12 protein-coding genes are annotated in these 14,510 nt (G+C 64.9%); 4 read left to right on the plus strand and 8 right to left on the minus strand.

Annotated features, from left to right (window positions below; genetic code table 11):
- Positions 1-173: 173 nt before the first annotated feature.
- From L0U82_RS02350 to L0U82_RS02360, 3 genes are all read right to left on the minus strand, one after another.
- Positions 174-1,784, minus strand: coding sequence for an FMN-binding glutamate synthase family protein (locus tag L0U82_RS02350; RefSeq protein WP_233828235.1), 1,611 nt, complete (start codon positions 1,782-1,784; stop codon positions 174-176).
- Positions 1,785-2,104: 320 nt separating this feature from the next.
- Complete coding sequence (gene mnmA / locus L0U82_RS02355) at positions 2,105-3,367, minus strand: tRNA 2-thiouridine(34) synthase MnmA (RefSeq protein ID WP_233828236.1); 1,263 nt, start codon at positions 3,365-3,367, stop codon at positions 2,105-2,107.
- A gap of 94 nt (positions 3,368-3,461) precedes the next feature.
- Entirely contained in the window at positions 3,462-3,941 is a 480-nt protein-coding gene (locus tag L0U82_RS02360; protein ID WP_233833087.1) for an NUDIX hydrolase, read from the minus strand.
- Between the two features lie 213 nt (positions 3,942-4,154).
- Here L0U82_RS02360 and L0U82_RS02365 point away from each other — a divergent pair, with 213 nt between their 5' ends.
- The 3 genes from L0U82_RS02365 to L0U82_RS02375 are packed head-to-tail and all read left to right on the plus strand — an operon-like array spanning position 4,155 to position 7,109.
- Entirely contained in the window at positions 4,155-5,306 is a 1,152-nt protein-coding gene (locus L0U82_RS02365) for a Re/Si-specific NAD(P)(+) transhydrogenase subunit alpha (protein WP_233828238.1), read from the plus strand.
- Between the two features lie 13 nt (positions 5,307-5,319).
- Positions 5,320-5,661 (plus strand): NAD(P) transhydrogenase subunit alpha, encoded by a 342-nt coding sequence (locus L0U82_RS02370; RefSeq protein ID WP_233828240.1) that lies wholly within the window; start codon positions 5,320-5,322, stop codon positions 5,659-5,661.
- Complete coding sequence (locus L0U82_RS02375; protein ID WP_233828242.1) at positions 5,658-7,109, plus strand: NAD(P)(+) transhydrogenase (Re/Si-specific) subunit beta; 1,452 nt, start codon at positions 5,658-5,660, stop codon at positions 7,107-7,109. The genes L0U82_RS02370 and L0U82_RS02375 overlap by 4 nt, the downstream gene beginning before the upstream one ends.
- A gap of 143 nt (positions 7,110-7,252) precedes the next feature.
- Here L0U82_RS02375 and L0U82_RS02380 read toward each other — a convergent pair whose 3' ends face one another.
- The 3 genes from L0U82_RS02380 to L0U82_RS02390 form a co-directional block, all read right to left on the minus strand.
- On the minus strand, positions 7,253-8,029 hold the full coding sequence (locus tag L0U82_RS02380) for a helix-turn-helix transcriptional regulator (protein ID WP_233828247.1): 777 nt from the start codon (positions 8,027-8,029) through the stop codon (positions 7,253-7,255).
- Positions 8,030-8,072: 43 nt separating this feature from the next.
- A complete protein-coding gene (locus tag L0U82_RS02385) occupies positions 8,073-8,456 on the minus strand; it encodes a VOC family protein (RefSeq protein WP_233828249.1) in 384 nt (127 codons plus the stop codon).
- Between the two features lie 229 nt (positions 8,457-8,685).
- Positions 8,686-9,318: a lytic transglycosylase domain-containing protein gene (locus L0U82_RS02390; RefSeq protein ID WP_233828251.1), complete on the minus strand. Its 633-nt coding sequence runs from the start codon at positions 9,316-9,318 to the stop codon at positions 8,686-8,688.
- A gap of 336 nt (positions 9,319-9,654) precedes the next feature.
- On the opposite strand from L0U82_RS02390, the gene L0U82_RS02395 reads away from it, so the two are divergent.
- Entirely contained in the window at positions 9,655-10,827 is a 1,173-nt protein-coding gene (locus L0U82_RS02395; protein WP_267929297.1) for a Fic family protein, read from the plus strand.
- A gap of 70 nt (positions 10,828-10,897) precedes the next feature.
- Here the strand turns inward: L0U82_RS02395 and L0U82_RS02400 are convergent, their stop codons facing one another.
- Together L0U82_RS02400 and L0U82_RS02405 are read right to left on the minus strand one after the other, a co-directional pair.
- Positions 10,898-12,190 carry a THUMP domain-containing class I SAM-dependent RNA methyltransferase gene (locus L0U82_RS02400; protein ID WP_233828256.1) on the minus strand — a complete coding sequence of 431 codons (1,293 nt, stop codon included), beginning with the start codon at positions 12,188-12,190 and terminating at the stop codon, positions 10,898-10,900.
- A gap of 135 nt (positions 12,191-12,325) precedes the next feature.
- Positions 12,326-14,494 carry a site-specific recombinase gene (locus L0U82_RS02405; RefSeq protein WP_233828258.1) on the minus strand — a complete coding sequence of 723 codons (2,169 nt, stop codon included), beginning with the start codon at positions 14,492-14,494 and terminating at the stop codon, positions 12,326-12,328.
- Positions 14,495-14,510: the final 16 nt, after the last annotated feature.

The raw sequence follows: 14,510 nt of genomic DNA on the forward strand, positions 1-14,510 counted from the left end.
TGGAAGCGAAGTGCTAAACCGGTGATTTTAGCGGAAAGGACGGCGGGCGGCCTGTTTTGCGGGGTCGGACGGGGAGCGATGCGGTTTTTGGGCGACAAGCGCTGGCTCCATGGCTTCATGCCTGGATCCAGCTACCCTCGTGCCGCGCTTGTGTTGATAATCGGGCGTTCCGCTCAGCTCGCCGCCAACTCCGCCTTCGGCGAAAACGTATCGCATTGCGCAATCGGCCAGTACTTCTCGAACAGCGTATAGCGATAGTTGCCGTTGAGCAGATCGTTCGGTTCGAGATACTTCAGCAGATCCGACATCAGCCGCACCTCATGCGACGACACGCGCCGCACGATGTGATGCGCGCGCAGTTCCGCCGGATGCTCGAGCCCCGCGGCCTGGATGATTTCCTTCAGCGCATGCAGCGTGTTGTGATGGAAGCTGAACACGCGATCGGCCTTGTCGGGCACCACGAGCGCACGTTGGCGCACCGGGTCTTGTGTCGCGACACCGGTCGGGCAGCGGCCGGTGTGGCAGGTCTGCGCCTGAATGCAGCCGACCGCGAACATGAAGCCGCGCGCCGCGTTGACCCAGTCCGCGCCGATCGCGAGCGTCTTCGCGATATCGAACGCGGTGATCATCTTGCCGCTCGCGCCGATGCGAATGCGCTGCCGCAGGCCGATGCCGACCAGCGTGTTGTGCACGAGCAGCAGCCCTTCCTGCAACGGCACGCCGACGTGATCGGTGAATTCGAGCGGCGCCGCGCCCGTGCCGCCCTCGGCGCCGTCGACGACGATGAAGTCCGGCAGGATGCCGGTATCGAGCATTGCCTTCGCGATGCCGAAGAATTCCCACGGATGGCCGATACACAGCTTGAAGCCGGTCGGCTTGCCGCCCGACAGCGTGCGCAGCCGTTCGACGAATTCGAGCAGCTCACGCGGCGTCGAGAATTCGGAGTGCGTCGCGGGCGAAATGCAGTCGCGACCCATCGGCACGCCGCGCGTCTCGGCGATTTCCGGCGTGATCTTCGCCGCCGGCAGCACGCCGCCGTGGCCGGGCTTCGCGCCTTGCGACAGCTTCACCTCGATCATCTTCACTTGCGGCTCGGCGGCCTGCTTCGCGAATTTCTCCGGGTTGAAGGTGCCGTCGTCGTTGCGGCAGCCGAAGTAGCCCGACGCGATTTCCCAGATGATGTCGCCGCCGTGCTCGCGGTGATATTTCGACATCGAGCCTTCGCCGGTGTCGTGCGCGAAGTTGCCTTTCTTCGCGCCGAGGTTCAGCGCCATGATCGCGTTTGCCGACAGCGAGCCGAAGCTCATCGCCGACACGTTGAAGATCGACATCGAATACGGCTGCGCGCGGTCCGGGCCGACGACGATGCGGAAGTCGTGACTGTCGAGCGTGGTCGGCGCGAGCGAGTGGCTGATCCATTCGTGCGCGATCGCTTTCACGTCGATCCGCGTGCCGTACGGGCGGCTATCCACGTCGTTTTTCGCGCGCTGATAGACGATGCTGCGTTGCGCGCGCGAGAACGGCTTTTCGTCGGTATCGTCCTCGACGAAGTACTGGCGAATCTCCGGGCGGATGAATTCGAAGATGAAGCGGAAGTGCCCCCACAGCGGGTAATTGCGTAGGATCGCGTGGCGCTGCTGGGTCAGGTCGAACAGGCCGAGCGCAACCAGCGCGGCCGGCACGAGAATCCAGAACCACGACAGATGATGCGTCGCGGCGAACGCGGCGCACAGCACGAACAGCGCGATTGCACACCACATGGCCAGATAGCGTCGAGAAAACATGGAGACTCCAGTGCGGTAAAGATCAATGCGGCGGGATCGTCCGTGCGGGCGGCGCGGGCGGTATCCGTCGCGAAGGAAAACTGGCGGCGGGTCAGCGGGGCGCCGGGGGCAGCCTGAATTTCAGCTTCGGCCGGTCGCATCCGCCAGCCCCGGAAGCCCAACGACGAGTCATGCGTGCGCGAGGCGAGATTCGCACGCGAAAGTGAAGCATGTGTGAACGGCTTCGGCGAGGAGGGCTGGCGCAATGGGGAAAGTGGCGGTCGTAGCGCGAGCGGCGTGCCGCAACCGCACGACCCACCGCGCTCGCTGCCCGACATCGCTTAGCGCGTGCCCAGCAGGGAGGCTTTCTGCCGCGCGGTGTGCGGTTCGCCTTGCGATTGATCTTGCGGCTGCTTTTGCAGTTGCTTATGCGCGGGCTTGTGCGCCAGTTTGCGCCGCTGGCTCCGCGACTGCTTTTGCGGCTGATCCTGCGGCAACTCCATCGGCTGCCCGGTCATCGCATGCTCGATGATGCCGCCGCCGAGGCACACATCGCCGTCATACAGCACCGCCGATTGTCCCGGCGTCACGGCCCATTGCGCGGCGTCGAAAGTCAGCTCGAACAGACCCTCGCCGGCCGTCGCCGCATTGAACGTGCAGCTCGCATCCGCCTGCCGGTAGCGCGTCTTCGCGCCGCACGCGAAGCCTTCTGCCGGCGGCTCGCCCGCGACCCAGCTCGTATTGCCCGCCGACAACGTATGGCTCAGCAGCCACGGATGCTCATGCCCCTGCGCGACGTACAGCGAGTTCGACGGGATGTCCTTGCCGGCCACGAACCACGGGTCGCCGCTGCCGTCCTTGCTGCCGCCGAGGCCGATGCCCTTGCGCTGGCCGAATGTGTAGAACGCGAGGCCGATGTGCTCGCCGACCGTCTTGCCGTCGGTGGTCTTCATCGGGCCGGGTTTGGTCGGCAGATAACGGTTCAGGAAGTCGCGAAACGGCCGTTCGCCGATGAAGCAGATGCCGGTCGAATCTTTCTTCTTCGCGTTCGGCAAGCCGATCTGTTCGGCGATCTCGCGTACTTTCGTCTTCGGAATCTCGCCGAGCGGAAACAGCGTCTTCGACAACTGCGCCTGGTTCAGCCGATGCAGGAAGTACGACTGGTCCTTCGTGTGGTCGAGTGCCTTCAGCAGCTCGAAGCGGCCGTTGTTCTCACGCACGCGCGCATAGTGGCCGGTCGCGATGGTTTCCGCGCCGAGCGACATCGCGTGATCGAGGAAGGCCTTGAACTTGATTTCGGCGTTGCACAGCACGTCCGGGTTCGGCGTGCGGCCGGCCGAATATTCGCGCAGAAATTCGGCGAACACGCGGTCCTTGTACTCGGCCGCGAAGTTGACCGCTTCGACGTCGATGCCGATCAGGTCCGCCACCGACACCACGTCGATCCAGTCCTGCCGCGTCGAGCAGTATTCGCTGTCGTCGTCGTCTTCCCAGTTCTTCATGAACAGGCCGACCACGTCGTAGCCCTGTTCCTTCAGCAGCCACGCGGTGACCGACGAATCGACGCCGCCCGACATGCCTACTACGACTTTGCGCTTGCTCATAAGGTACTCACTGGGTGCTGCATGACTGCATGGATCGTGGGGGTGGCCGCTCGTGACGGCCAGACCGTGATGGTTGTCGCGGGGTTGGCCGCGCTTATCGTTTGGGCGCGACCGAGTGCGTGTGCACGAAGTCGAGCGGGAAACGCCGGCCTGCCAGGTAATCGTCGACGCACTGCATGACGAGCGGCGTGCGATGCCGCTCGGGGCACGCGCGCAGTTCGTCGGCGCTCATCCACAGCGTGCGGACGATGTCGGCATCGAGCGCCTGCGTAGGATCCGCTGTGCCGCCCGCGCCGCAATAGGTGAAGCGCAGATACGTGACGCCTTCCCGCTCCGGCCGCTCGAAGTGGGTCATATACATGCCGACGAGCGCCTCGGGCACGAATGGATGGGCGGTTTCTTCGAGCGTTTCGCGGATCACCGCTTGCAGCAGCGTTTCGCCCGCTTCCAGATGGCCGGCGGGCTGATTCAGGCGCAAGCCGGCGGCGGTATGTTCCTCGACCAGCAGGAAGCGCCCGTCACGCTCGACGATCGCCGCGACGGTGACGTGCGGCAGCCAGGTTTCCGGTTTCATGGCTGCGCATTTTACCGGTTCTGGGCGCGGGCTGCCGGGGCGGCGGATCGCGCCGGCGGGGCCGTTGCGCCCCCGCATTGCCCCCAATTTCGACGCGGCGGCGGTTTCGGTTAAAGTGGGGCGTTCGTGAGCCGTTGCATTTGCAAGCCGGCGTGCCTCGTCGGCCGATCTGTCGTCAAACAGGAAGTCGAACAGAAGTCGAGGAGGAACACGATGCACATCGGAGTGCCAGCCGAGACGCGCGCGCATGAAACCCGCGTTGCCGCGACGCCGGAAACGGTCAAGAAGTACGTCGCCCAGGGTCATCGGGTCACGCTGCAAAGCGGCGCCGGTGCCGGCGCGAGCTTTCCCGATGACGCCTATACGGCGGTCGGCGCGGAAATCGTCGATGCCGCGACCGCCTTCGGCGCCGAACTCGTCCTCAAAGTCCAGTCCCCCACCGATGCCGAACTGCCGCTGCTGAAGCGCGGCGCGACGCTCGTCGGCATGCTCGATCCGTTCAACGCCGATAACGCGCAAAAGCTCGCCACGGCGGGCGTCACCGCGTTCGCGCTCGAAGCCGCGCCGCGCACCACGCGCGCGCAGAGTCTCGACGTGCTGTCGTCGCAGGCGAACATTGCCGGCTATAAGGCAGTGCTGCTCGCGGCGACGCTCTATCCGCGTTTCATGCCGATGCTGATGACCGCGGCCGGCACCGTGAAGGCCGCGCGCGTGCTGATTCTCGGCGCGGGCGTCGCCGGCTTGCAGGCGATCGCGACCGCGAAGCGCCTGGGCGCGGTGATCGAAGCATCCGACGTGCGTCCGGCGGTGAAGGAGCAGATCGAATCCCTTGGCGCGAAATTTCTCGACGTCCCCTACGAAACCGATGAAGAACGCGACGCCGCGCAAGGCGTCGGCGGCTACGCGCGGCCGATGCCGCCGTCGTGGCTCGCGCGCCAGGCCGCGTTCGTGCACGAACGCGCGAAGCAGGCCGACGTCGTGATCACGACCGCGCTGATTCCGGGCCGTCCCGCGCCGACGCTGATTTCGGTGGACACCGTGCAGGCGATGAAGCCCGGCTCGGTGCTCGTCGATCTCGCGGCCGGACGTGGCGCCGGTGTGGACGGCAGCGAAGGCCGGCGCGGCGGCAACTGTCCGCTGACCGAGACGGACCAGGTGGTGGTGCGCTATGGCGTGCAGATCGTCGGTTATACGAATCTGGCCGCGATGGTGCCCGCCGATGCTTCGTCGCTATACGCGCGCAACCTGCTCGACTTCCTGAAGCTGATCGTCACGAAGGAAGGCACGCTGAACATCGATCTCGCGGACGACATCGTCGCGGCCACGCTGCTGGCCCGCGACGGTCAGGTCACGCGCAAAGCTTGAACGGAGGCCGGAGATGGAAGTCATCAATCACACCGTGATCAATCTGATCATCTTCGTGCTGGCGATCTACGTCGGCTATCACGTGGTCTGGAACGTCACGCCCGCGCTGCATACGCCGCTGATGGCGGTGACCAATGCGATCTCGGCGATCGTGATCGTCGGCGCGATGCTCGCGGCGGGGCTCACCGTCGGCGGCGCGGGCAAGTTCTTCGGCACGATCGCGGTCGCGCTTGCCGCTGTCAACGTGTTCGGCGGCTTTCTCGTCACGCGGCGAATGCTGGAGATGTTCAAGAAGAAAGAGCCGAAGAAACTGGAAGGCAAACCCATCGCAGCCGGCAAGGAGGGCGCGCAATGAGCCTGAACGTCGTCACGCTGCTTTATCTGGTTGCGTCGGTGTGCTTCATCCAGGCGCTCAAGGGGCTGTCGAATCCGAAGACCGCGCGCGTCGGCAACACCTTCGGCATGGTCGGGATGGCGATCGCGATTCTGACGACCCTCGCGCTGATCTCGAAGCAGGCCGCCGTGCTCGGTTCCAACCTCGGCCTGGGGCTCGGCTTGCTGCTGTTCGGGCTGGTGGTCGGCGGCGCGATCGGCGCGTTCGTCGCCGCGCGCGTCGAGATGACCAAGATGCCCGAACTCGTCGCGGCAATGCACTCGCTGATCGGTCTCGCCGCAGTGTGCATCGCGTATGCGGTCGTGTCGGAGCCGGCCGCATTCGGGCTCGTCGATCCCGATGTGCCGATCGAGGGCTTCCTGCCGTACGGCAATCGCATCGAGCTGTTCATCGGCACGTTTGTCGGCGCGATTACGTTCTCCGGGTCGGTGATCGCGTTTGGCAAGCTGTCCGGCAAGTACAAGTTCCGGCTGTTTCAGGGCGCGCCGGTCGTCTACGCCGGCCAGCATCTGATCAACCTGATGCTCGCGCTCGCGATGATCGGCTTCGGCATCCTGTTCTTTCTGACGCAGTCGTGGCTGCCGTTCATCATCATGACGATCATCGCGTTCGTGCTCGGCGTGCTGATCATCATTCCGATCGGCGGCGCCGATATGCCGGTCGTCGTGTCGATGCTGAACTCGTACTCGGGCTGGGCGGCGGCGGGCATCGGCTTCTCGCTGAACAATCCGATGCTGATCATCGCGGGCTCGCTGGTGGGCTCGTCGGGCGCGATCCTGTCGTACATCATGTGCCGCGCGATGAACCGTTCGTTCTTCAACGTGATTCTCGGCGGCTTCGGCAACGAGGCGGGCGCGGTGGCGGGTGGCACGGCCGAACAGCGTCCGGTGAAATCCGGTTCGGCGGATGACGCATCGTTTATGCTCGGCAACGCGGAAACCGTGGTGATCGTGCCGGGCTACGGTCTGGCCGTCGCGCGCGCGCAGCACGCGTTGAAGGAGTTGACCGACAAGCTCGTCGAGAAGGGCATCGAAGTGAAGTACGCGATTCACCCAGTGGCCGGACGGATGCCGGGCCATATGAACGTGCTGCTCGCCGAGGCCGAAGTGCCGTACGACATGGTCTACGAGATGGAGGACATCAACGGCGAGTTCGGTCAGGTCGACGTGGTGCTGGTGCTCGGCGCGAACGACGTAGTGAATCCGGCCGCGAAGAACGATCCGAAATCGCCGATCGCGGGGATGCCGATCATCGAGGCGTACAAGGCGCGCACGGTGATCGTCAACAAGCGTTCGATGGCGGCGGGCTACGCCGGGCTCGACAACGATCTGTTCTATATGGACAAGACGATGATGGTGTTCGGCGACGCGAAGAAGGTGATCGAGGATATGGTGAAGGCGGTGGAGTAAGCGCTTCGCTGTGCGGGGGATCGCGATGCGATGTGTGGTGTCGCGATCCGCTGCAAGCTTCGGTTTTGTTTTTTGTTTTGGCGGCTGTTGTTGCGAAGGTGGCCGCGTTGATGGCCACTTCAACAGCTGCGTCGATGCCGACACTAGCCAGCAGTTTTCTCGCCGCTGTTTCTCCGTGCCTCGCTCGGCTTCGCGTTCACATGCCGTAGCAGATCCGCGAGCCGCCTGCCTTCCTGATCCGGATACGCTTCCAGCACGGCGAGATCGCGGATTTTTTCGAGCCCGAAATTGCGGAAATCGGCGCGCAATTCACACCATGCGCCGAGCGTCCAGCGCGCGCCCCAGTACGCGAGCGCGAGCGGCCAGACGCGCCGCTCGGTAGCGGCGCTGTTCGCATCGGTATAGGCGAAGCGCACCACCTGACGCGCGTCGATCGCGCGATGCAGCGTGTCGAGCTGCGCCGAAAAATCCCCTTTGATATGAAACGACGGCGCGAAGATCGCGAGCCGTTCGAGCGTCGCGCGCTTGTCGGCGGGCATCGCGGAGGCGATCTTCGCGAGCGCGCCGCGCGCACCGCTCGCAAAACCGGCGCCGCCCCATGATTCGAGCATCCGCGCGCCGGCCGCGAGCGCGGCGAGTTCGTCGGCGGTGAAGGTGAGCGGCGGCAGGCTCGCCGAGCGCGACAGCCGGTAGCCGATGCCTGCTTCGCCTTCGATCGGGACCCCCGACAATTGCAGATCGCGCACGTCGCGATAGACCGTGCGCAACGATACGTTCAGCCATTCGGCAAGTTGCTGCGCGGTGGTCAGACGCCGGCCGCGCAGCAATTCGGCGATCTGGAACAGGCGGTCGGCGCGGCGCGTCATCGTGGGCGTCGGGTAGAGGAGGAGGGGGACGGTCCCGCGATGATAGCGCCGCATGCCGCGCTCCGGTCCGGATTGCGCTGCGAACCGACAAGTGCTGCTAGCCGTTGGTCAGCGAATGCAGGCCGAGGCGGTTGCCTTCGGTATCGGTGAAGAATGCGATATAGCCGATGTCCTCCGGCAGCTTGATGACCGGACCATCGGTCTTGCCGCCCGCCTGTTCGATGCGCGCGAGCGCGGCATCGACCGTGGGCTGCGCGTTCAGATAGACAATCACGCCGTCGTCGGCGGGTGTCATCGACGGGCTATGGACGATCGCGCCGCCGGTAGCCGGCTCCTCGTAGTTGAACACGGCGATCGGCTGGCCGCCGAACTCGTTACGTTTCAGTTCGGTATCGAGCGCGGCTTCGTAGAAGCGCACCGCGCGATCGAAATCGACGGACGGAATTTCGAACCAGGCAACGACTTTGGGCAATGCGGACATGACACTCTCCTTTGGATGGCAGTAGGCTTGACAAGGCGCCGGATGGCGTGAGAAGGAGTGTGCGGAGGGGCTGCTGACAGCGTGGTGTCAGTAGGGGGCGATGAGTGTCAGCAGGATGATCGTGTGTTTTGCTCACCGCTTCAGGGCGGGAGGCGTGGCGTGCATCGTGAAGACCGGACCGGGGACCGTCGCGCGCGGCGACGATGCGATACCGCCAGATCAAAGCGGCTCAATCCCTGAATGCCGGCGACGCGTCGTGGCCTGCGTCGCGCGACTGCGCGCGAAATGCCGTTCTGATCATGCCCATGCGCTGGTTCACGCGTCGCGGATAGCCTTTGGCGCCGCCGCTATAGCGCATCAGCGCGTCGTGCACGTCGCCGTCGGACGCTTCGATATAGTCGTGCAGGATCGACGAACCGATGCTGACGTTGGTATTGGCGTCGGTCAGATCGGCGGTTCGCAGCACGAGATTCCTGTGCTGCGACGGCAGGATCTGCATCAACCCCTGTGCGCCGACCACGCTGACGGCGAAGCGGTCGAAGCCGGATTCCACTTCGATGATCGCGAGCAGCAAAAACGGCGAGATCGTGTCGCGCTTTGCGGCATTCAATACGGCCGCGCCGATCTTCGATGCTTCGTGCAAACCGATATGGAACCGGACGTTCAGCATCGTCGCGATGTCCTCGGTGGTTGGCGTGCCCGCGGGCATCGTGTCGGCGGCGACATCCGGCGGCGCGACGACCGATGCATCGGCGCCGTAGCTCGCCGTGCCGGCCAGACTGGCGGCCATGATCGCCGCACAAACGATGCCGCGAACGCGGCGGGAATACGCGCGTGCGCGAGCAGCGGAATGATTGTTCATGTTCGTTGGCGTGCTGCTTGTAGACAGCTTGGAAAGCTACCGTTCGCCAACTAGCAATGTCGAAAAAACCGGGCTGCTTGCCGAGAAAATCTTGTAAACGCGGCGCGGCAGCGCGAATTATTTACGGCGGGTTTACGCGTGATTTGCCGATTTTTACGCCGATTCGTACAAAGCTCGCGCGCGAATGAAGTGCGCGGCCAGCGCACAGCTACGCGTAATCGACTCATGGTTTGAGTCGATTACGCGGTCTATTCGACTTAAGGTGGACTATACTTCTTATTCGACTCAAGATATGAGTCGAATAAGGCCCGCAATCGCCTCACCTGACCCGTCACCATGTCTACAGTCGCACCTCTGATCTGGCAGGCTTCCACCTGGCCTGGCATGCACTACGACCTGGTTCGCGTTGGTAGCGAGCTGGCCCGCGCGCATCGAGCCCAAGGCATCGTCGAGGGCAAGCTGGCGGGTCTTGGCTTCGAGCAGCGGCTCGAACTCGCCGCCGAAGCCTGGAGTCAGAATGCGGTCGCGACGGCCGCCATCGAGGGCGAGCGCATCGACCTGACTGCCGTGCGTTCGTCCGTGGCGCGACGGCTAGGCGTGGGAAATCAGGATGGCCCCAGCGCACCTCGAAGCGTCGAAGGCCTGCTCGACAGCATGGATGATGCGGTGCTGAAGCGGGACGCGCCGCTCACCGACGAGCGCTTGTGTGCGTGGCAGGCAGCACTTTTCCCGACTGGCTACTCAGGGATGGTCAAGATCCTCGTCGGGGCCTACCGCGAGCACGCGGAGCCGATGCAAATCATCAGTGGGAGCGTCGGACGCGAAAGGGTTCACTACGAGGCGCCGTCATCGGCGCGCGTCCCTGCCGAAATGCAGACGTTTCTGGAGTGGTTCAACGCGAAGACCGAGCACGATAGTCTGGTCAAGGCCGCGCTTGCTCACCTGTGGTTCGAGACGATTCATCCGTTTGAAGACGGAAATGGCCGTATCGGCCGGCTCCTTATCGACCTTGTCCTTGCGCGCGACAGCGGCGAAGTCAGCCGCCTGATTCGTATCTCACAGCGCTTGCTCGACAAACGGCACAGCTATTACGAGCAACTCGAGCGTGCCCAGCATGGCGGGCTAGACGTCACCGAATGGGTACTGTGGTTCGTGGAACAGGTGCGAGTGTCTTGCGATGAAGCGTCAGGTGTCGTGGACGCCTCGCTCGACAAGGCCATGTTCTGGGCGAGCCATCGGGACAAGGTACTGACGACTCGACAACGCAAGGTCGTGAACCTGCTGCTCGATGCCGGTCCCGAGGGCTTCGAAGGAGGTATGAGCACCAGGAAGTACGAGAGCATCGGTGGCACCTCGCGTGCCACTGCGTCACGCGAACTGGTCGAGCTTGAGGACATGGGTCTGCTGGTCAAGCTCGGCGCCGGTCGCTCGACCCGCTATTACCTGAACATCCGGGGATGGGGGCCGCCGGATTCGGCGCTCGCCGACACGCCCTCCGCCAATGGCTGATTTGCCAGCCGTTCGCGGGGACCAAAGGTCCGCGCAACGCAACGGTTATCGCCCATTGCACCGCGTCGCCTCAACCTCCCGACGCATCCCCCTGCGGCCGCTGCCTGACACTTCCCGCGATCAGATCGAAGCGGAACAGCCGGCATTCGAGCGCGCCATTGAAGAGCGGCGTCTTCGTCGATTCACGCAGCCGCAGTTGCCCCGGCAGCTTGCGATCCGACGTCAGAATGAACGCGTTCCAGCCCGCGAAACGCTGCTTCAGCGCATTGCCGAGCAGCTGGAAAAACTCGCTGTCCGGCGCCTCTTCCTGAATCCGCCGGAAGCTGTCGTCATCACGATTGTCACGATTGCCGCGCCCCTCGCGAAGCTCACCGCGCGCGTTACGTCCGCGCACTTCGATCCGCTCGCCATACGGCGGATTCGCGACGAGGATGCCCGCCGTGGATGACGGCGGCGTCATATCGCGCGCATCGAGCTGCTTCAGCGCAATCGTCGGTAAACCGGCGCGCTCGAAGTTCGCGCGTGCTTTTTCGAGCATGTCGCCGGAGATATCGCTGCCGAAAATCTGCAGATCCGCGCGCCAGTTACGCGCGCTCTGCTTCGCATCGAGCGCGGCGTTTTTCAGTTCGCGCCAGGCCTTCGCGTCGAATTGCTTGAGCTTCTCGAAGCCGAAGCGGCGCTCGACGCCCGGTGCAATATTCAGCGCGACCTGCGCGGCTTCCGCGAGGAACGTGCCGCTGCCGCACATCGGGTCGTACAGCGGCGTGCCGGCCTGCCAGCCGGTCAGACGCAGAATGCCGGCCGCGAGATTTTCGCGCAGCGGCGCCGCGCCCTTGTCCAGGCGCCAGCCGCGCTTGAACAGCGGATCGCCCGATGTGTCGAGGTAGAGCGTGCAGTCGGTCGCGGTCAGAAACGCGAACACACGCACGTCGGGCATCGCGGTATCGATGCTCGGCCGCGCGCCGCTCTTTTCGCGCAGACGATCGCAGATCGCATCCTTCACGCGCAGCGTCGTGAATTCGAGGCTGCGAAGCGGCGATTTGATTGCGGTGACGTCGACACGCAGCGTCTCGTGCGCGGAAAACCACTGCTCCCAGCGCTGTTCGAGCGCGAGCGCGTAGATGTCCTGCTCGCTGCGATACGGCCGCTGCGCGATTTTCAGCAGCACGCGGCTCGCGAGACGCGAATGCAGATTGGCCGCCATGCCGGCGGCCCAGCCGCCGCGGAAATGCACGCCGCCGGGCACCTGCGCGCCGGCCGTGAAGGCGGCGCCGTTCAGATGCTGGCTGGCAATTTCGGCGAGTTCGGCCGCGAGCGGGGCTTCGAGCCCGCGCGGGCAAGGAAGGAAGAAATCGAAGGACATTGAGGTTGCCGCAAGGCGTTGGATAAGGCGCCATTGTACGCGGTCGGGGTGGGCGGGCCGAGGGCGGCGCGGCGCATGGCGCCGGGCGCGCGTGATCCGTCGCGACGTCCGGTACCCACGCGTCCTATCCCTACGCTAACGCGCCGCGCTCGCCGTTTTCTCCGGCCACACCAGCTCTAGCGGTCGCCTGCGCAGCCGCTGCCAGATCGCCCCACGCAACGAGCGCACCGCACCGCGCCGCAAATCGCGCGATCTGGCCGCCATATAGAACGCCAGCGCGAAACTCACCGCGACGTTCAGAATCGCCATGCTGCCGACGCCCGCCACCGCCCACCACAGCTCCGGCAGCTTCAGCGCGCTTTCACCCAGCACCCCGAGCGCGACGCCGATCGAGCCGGCGCTCAGCGTCACGTGACGCACCTCGAAACTGAACGCAAACGCCGTGAAGATCGCCGGCACGAGCCCGAGCATCAGACCCAGCGTGACGTTGCCGACCACGCCGGCTACGTTCGTCCGGCAAAAACGCGCGAGGCGGCCGGCACCCGCCGCGCCGAGCGTCATCCGCAGACGGCGGTTATAGGCGAGCGCGTCGGCGACGCGATGCAGAATGAACCAGTTGTCCGCCCACCCCGCAATCAGGCTCGACGACCACAACAGCACGCCGGTCAGCGCCGCGTAGAACGGGGTCGGCCCGGCGAGCGAGAACGAACGCAGCGTCGCGAGCGCCTTGTCGGGTGAAATGAGGTCGGTGTGGAACAGCGCGTGCCACAGCAGATCCACGCCGAGACTCACCGGAAACACCAGCAGCACGTTGCCGAGCACCGCGGCGGCCTGGGTGCGCATCAACGCGGTCACCGAACTGACGAAACTGTCGATGCCCGCCGGCGTCCCCACGCCGTCGAGTTCGCGCGCGAGCGTCGGCGCGGTCATCGCGGGCTGCTTGGTCGCGAGCGAGAAGTGCAGGAAGTGCATCAGCAGGAAGCTCGCCGAGTAGTTGATGCCGGCCAGCACGCCTTCGACCATCGCGTGCAGATGCGCGCCGGTGATCGCGAATTTCACGCACACGGTGACGACGGTGACGAGTCCGCCGCCGGCCGCCATGCGCATCATCTTCAGATACTCGGCGCGATCGCGCGCGATGTAGTGCTCGCCGGTGTCGGCGCTGTATTCGACGACCTTGCGCGCGAGCAGCGAAAAATTGCTGCGCGCCAGATGCGCGACGCTCTGGCTCGCGCGATTCGCGCGTACCAGCTCGGCGGCGAGGCGCGCGCTCGCGTGCGGGTCGTCATGCGCGAGCCACGCGTTCAGCAGATGCTCGGCGCGTTCGATGCGCATGCGCATCCGCTCGACCTGAAACACGATATCGACGCTCACGCCGTTGCGGTACAGATGCGCGAACACGTCGCCGGTCGCGCTGCGGCACTCGTCGAGCAGCAGACGCAGATAGTTGACTTCGCGCAGCAACGGCTCCTGCGGCCCACCGTCGGCATACGCGTGATGCGCGGCCTCGACCGCGAGCATCGCGCGCGTGAGGCGGTAGAACGGCTGCTTCTCCATCGCGACGCGTACGCCGGCGGTGTCGGCGGTGCGCGCGTCGCTCCTGTCGTTCGTGTCGTCCAGATGGCCGTCGTGCGATGCCCCACCGCTCAGGCGGCTGCGCACGGTCTGCGACAGACCTGTCGAGCTGATCTGACAGGTCAGGTTGTGCAGCGCGGCCAGCAGGTCGAGCGAGAACGGCGTGCTGTCGCGCGCTTCGTCGGCGTCGGCGGCGTAGTCGAACAGTGTGTGAATGCGTACCAGCAGAGCGGTCGGCAGGGTCTCGATCCAGTCGGCGTCGTGCCCGGATCCGAACATCAGCGTGACGATCGCGGCGAGGTCGCGGCGATTCGGCGCGGGCGGAATCAGCGCTGCCTCGAAGCGCTCGAATACCGCGCCGAAGAAGCCCGAATGCACGGGCATGCCGGCGTCGCACAGCAGCGACAGGCCGTCGCTTTCGCGCAGCAACGCGCGCAGGATGCCGGCGACGTTGGCTTTCCACGCGGGGTTGCGATCAAGGACGTGCAGCAGATAGCGGATACGCGTGTGCGCCGGATTGGCGAGCGGCGCGTCGCTCTCTTGCGCGTCCGCTGCGGCGGGCCGCACCGTGCGGCCGCGGCGAATCCAGTGCGCGAGTTCGATCAGCCACTCGCTGCGTTCAGCGTACGGCGCGTTTTTATCGGCGATCGCAAGCAGCGCGTCGAGTTGATGACCGCCGTCACGTGAGGCACGCCATTTTTTTATGAGTCGTTTCAGCGAGTCGAACATGGATTGTTGTTTTGTG

The sequence above is a fragment of the Paraburkholderia sp. ZP32-5 genome, from assembly GCF_021390495.1.
GTDB lineage: Bacteria > Pseudomonadota > Gammaproteobacteria > Burkholderiales > Burkholderiaceae > Paraburkholderia.